Raw genomic sequence first — 3695 nt, 5'->3', positions numbered from 1 at the left:
CACATAAGCGAGATCATCCGGTTGCCCTTTCTCCGGCAATGCGCTTCGGTCTCCTGCCTCCCAATCGATTTGATCCAGCCACAATACCCGGTCAATCCATTCCTCTGGCACATCCACGCCACGCTCGGCCAACAACAGCTTCGCTTGTGCGTCCGCCAGCATATAGCGAATCCGCTCCTCCGGATACTCGGCATCGATCGGCAGATAAGCCGCCCCTGCCTTCAACACCCCAAGCGTCCCGACCACCATCGCCAATGATGGGCGCACCATAATACCGATAATCTCTTCCCGCTTCGCCCCTCGCTCTTGTAGCAAACGGGCCAGTCGATTGGCACGGGCATCCAATTCGCCGTAGGTCAGCGTCTCCTCCCGGTACACCACTGCCGTCCGTTCGGGCGTGCGCGCCGCCTGTTCCGCTATACACTCGTGCAGGGTTCGATCTCTTGGATACTCTGCTTCCGTTGTGTTAAACGCGTTCAGCAACCGATCTGCTTCTGCTTCAGAAACAATGTCGAGCTCATCGATTGAACGCCGGGGATCGGCCACCACTTGTCTGATTAAAGCCTGTAGCGAAGCGAACAGCTGCTCCATTTGCTCTTGCGTGAACACTTCCGTCGCGTAAGAAAACTTCAATGTGATCTGTTCACCCGGATAAATGACCAAACTAAAAGCATAATTGTCCTGCTCAAATGCTTCGATCCGTTCGATCACAAACCCCGTGCCCGCATAAGCCTTTTTCAGCGCGGACATATCCAATTGGTAGTTTTCAAATGCGACGATATGGTCAAACAGTTGGTTACCCAACGACGTGTGGGTCTGGATCTCTGCCAATGAGGAAAAGTGAGCCGGTTCGGCCGCCAGATTCTCCTGTTGCAACTGCGCAAGCAATTCAGCAAACGAGGTGGTTTTGTCCCCGCGAACGCGCACCGGCACTGTATTGATGAAAAGACCCACCATTTCATCCACCTGAGGCAAGTCAGCCGGACGACCGGATACAACCGCACCGAACACCACATCGCGCACACTGTTCATTTTCTGTAGCAAGACGCCCCACAATGCTTGTAACACCGTGTTGACAGTCACTTGAGCTTGGCGTGCCAATTGGCCGAGTCGTGCCGTCCACTCGTGGGACAGTGTGAAAATCCGTTCTGCCTTTTCTTTCACGACTAACCGCTTTGGTGGATCAGTCTGACCAAAGAGTGTCGTTTTTTGCTCAAAACCTTGCAGATAGGATTCCCAAAACGCTTGAGCCTTCTGATGATCTCGTTCTTGTAACCACTCGATGTAGCGACGATAAGGAACCGGAGCGATCGCCGGCAACGTCTCCCCGCACATCCGCGCTTGATGCCACGCCAGCCAATCCTCAAGCAAGCGCTTGAGGCACCATCCATCTATCAACAGGTGATGGACGCTCCAAATCAACCGGTATTGTGCATCTCCCATTCGAATCAAGGTGAAGCGGACTAATGGCTGTTGCAATGAGGCGAAACCGCGCTGTCGGTCTTCCGCTTTCAACCCGGTTATGCGGACAGAACGTTCCTCTTCTGGCAAGCTGGTGAGATCGACAAATGAAAACGGAACGGAACAAGATGTCAAAACCACTTGCACAGGCTCGCTTAATTTCTCATGCACAAAGACTGTACGCAACATGCCATGTTGTTGCACAAGCACATGTAAACTTTCTTCAAATTGGGCCACATCAATCTTCCCGGAAATCTCCAACGTAAATTGTTCAAAGTATTGCAGACGGTCTTGCAACGAATGGAACAGCATCCCTTTTTGCAAAGGGGACAACGCATACACATCTTCAATCTTCTGTTCGTCAATCAGTGTGCGCACGTGATTCCAATCGTCCCATGTCAACGGATTCGTTCCAAAATCACTCGGTGTGCGTACCGTCGTCCGCCACCCCTCGCAGTGAGCCACACATTCTCGAAGATATTGGTCGAAGCGGCCCGCCAACCGCTCCACCGTCTCAGGAAACAGCCACTCCCGGTTATACGAAAAGATGAAATGTAGCTTTCCGTCGACCACCATACCACTGATCGACAGGGCATGTTTATCCGGCGTTTTGGGACTAAACCAGGTTCCCGTCGGCAATGGTGATGAGCCCAATCCTTCCTCCGCAAACTGGCCCAAATAGTTGAAACTGATTTCCGGCTCCAAGGCAAACGTCAAATCCTGCGTGTGTTCTGCTTCCGCCATATAACGCAAAAGACCATAGCCAATGCCTTTGTTGGGAATCCGCCGCAACGTTTCCTTCACTTGTGGAATGGCGTCAGCCCAGTTGTCATAGCGCAAGTCGAACACGACTGGGTACATGGTGGTAAACCAGCCCACCGTTCGCGACACATCTATGCCCGGAATGATCTGCTCACGCCCATGCCCTTCCAGATGGAGCGCAATCCGTTCTTGGCCTGTCCACTCTTTGAGCGCCCGACACAAGGCAGTTAACAACAAATCGTTTACATCTGTGTTGTACGCATGATGGGTTCTGGTAAGAAGCCTGTTTGTCTCTTCACGGTTCCAGCTCCAAGTCATGTCGACCTGTTCTCCCATCGTCGGATGGCCAGAACCCTCGCTGTCTTTAGGTAGTGGTGCAATCGCTAATGTCTCCTGCTGCTTCCAGTAATCGCGCTCTTTCAGCACAACGCCGCTATTAGCCACCTCTTTCAACTTAGCCGCCCAAAGTTGAAAAGAATGCGTCTTGTCAGGGAGTTCAATATCTTTTCCTTGTTCGTCCGCCTCATAGCACGCGTGAAAATCCTCCAGCAAGATCCGCCACGACACACCATCTACCACCAAGTGGTGGATCACGATCAACAGACAGTCTCCCTGGTCCGTCTTGAACAGCCCCAGCCGAACCAACGGCCCCGTTTCCAATGACAAGCTTTGTTGCAACCGGTTCGCAACCTGTTCGACACACGCTTTCACTTGCTCGTCCCCTTGGCCGCGTAAGTCGGTCTCTTCCAAGGTAAAATGCTGTCCGTCCATTCCCCGAACCCATTGGATGACGCCCGTCTCCGACAATTGATAACCCATGCGCAACGCGTCGTGGTGCTTGACCAATGCCCCAAACGCTCGCACAACACTCTCCGCCCGCCAACCGGCCTCTTTGCGCAACATCACCGCCTGATTGAAATGATGCGGTTCTGGGGAACGCTTGGAGAAATACCATTGCTGAATCGGAGTAAGTTCCACTTCTCCGGCAATTTCTTCTGCCTCGGTCAACCGCTGGCGAGCCGGTAGCACCCAGGGTGCCAAGGCTGCAATGGTGGGATGGCTAAATAGTATTTTGGTTTCCAGCCGCAAGTCATGACGATTTAGCAATGCCGCCATCCGGATCGCTTTGATGGAGTCTCCACCTAATGCAAAAAAGTTGTCATGAATCCCGATTTGCTCCATTCCAAGCACTTCTTCCCAAATACGGGCAAGCAAATGCTCCATCTCAGTCGACGGCGCCGCATACACACGCTGGCCACTGATGTCCGGTTCGGGCAACGCCCACTTGTCAACCTTGCCATTGGCGTTAACCGGCAACGCGTCCAGGCCGATGAAATAGGTTGGCACCATGTAATCCGGCAATATGCGCGACATGTACTCTCGCAATTCCTCTTCCGTCCATTCGCCTTCCGCCGTGAAGTATGCGCACAAGTAGGTTTGGCCCGTTTCGTCCGTTCTGGCCGTGACGATCC

General features: G+C 53.0%; 1 protein-coding gene. It reads right to left on the bottom strand.

What is annotated here, in order from left to right; all coding sequences use genetic code 11:
- Positions 1-3695, bottom strand: a 3695-nt coding sequence (locus tag EDC32_RS16070) for a condensation domain-containing protein (RefSeq protein ID WP_158283430.1), incomplete at both ends; no start/stop codon positions are given.

This window comes from Laceyella sacchari, from assembly GCF_004343255.1.
Classification (GTDB): domain Bacteria; phylum Bacillota; class Bacilli; order Thermoactinomycetales; family Thermoactinomycetaceae; genus Laceyella; species Laceyella sacchari.
Note: the sequence above shows the minus strand (reverse complement) of the source record. Positions and strands in the feature narration are given on the sequence as shown.